A 489-nucleotide genomic window follows, 5' to 3' on the forward strand; every position below is an offset into this window, starting at 1 on the left:
AAACTCAGATAGTTTTTGGTTTGTTATGTTCAGCTAAGGGTTGTCCGATAGCAGTAGAAGTATTTGAAGGAAACACCTCAGAAGGTGCTACTTTAAGCGGACAAATTGAGAAAGTCAGAAAGGGTTGGGGGATTGAGAATGTTGTCTGGGTAAGTGATAGAGGAATTTTAACTAACTCGAAAATCAAGGAATTAGTAAAACCGATAGAAGGATTAGACTATATTACTGGTTTAACTAAGCCTCAAATTCGGAAAATGGCTGAGGTAGAAGTGATTCAATTAGGATTATTTGATCAGGTAAACTTGGTGGAATTTGAGAGCGAAGATTATCCCGACGAAAGATTAATTGCTTGTCGGAATCCCTTCATTGCCCAGAAAAATCAACAACAAAGAGAGGCATTATTAGAGGCAACAGAGAAGGAACTAGATTTGATTGTTCAGGCGACTCAAAGGGAGAAAAGAGCTTTAAAGGGTCAAGATAAGATAGCTT

The 489-nt window shown here is 38.0% G+C and carries 1 pseudogene; it reads left to right on the forward strand.

The features are described 5' to 3' along the window. Positions 1 to 489, forward strand: a pseudogene (locus N0824_RS17350) (tail length tape measure protein); the annotation flags it as partial.

It is taken from the genome of Microcystis sp. 0824 (assembly GCF_003112475.1).
GTDB classification, from domain to species: Bacteria; Cyanobacteriota; Cyanobacteriia; order Cyanobacteriales; family Microcystaceae; genus Microcystis; species Microcystis aeruginosa_C.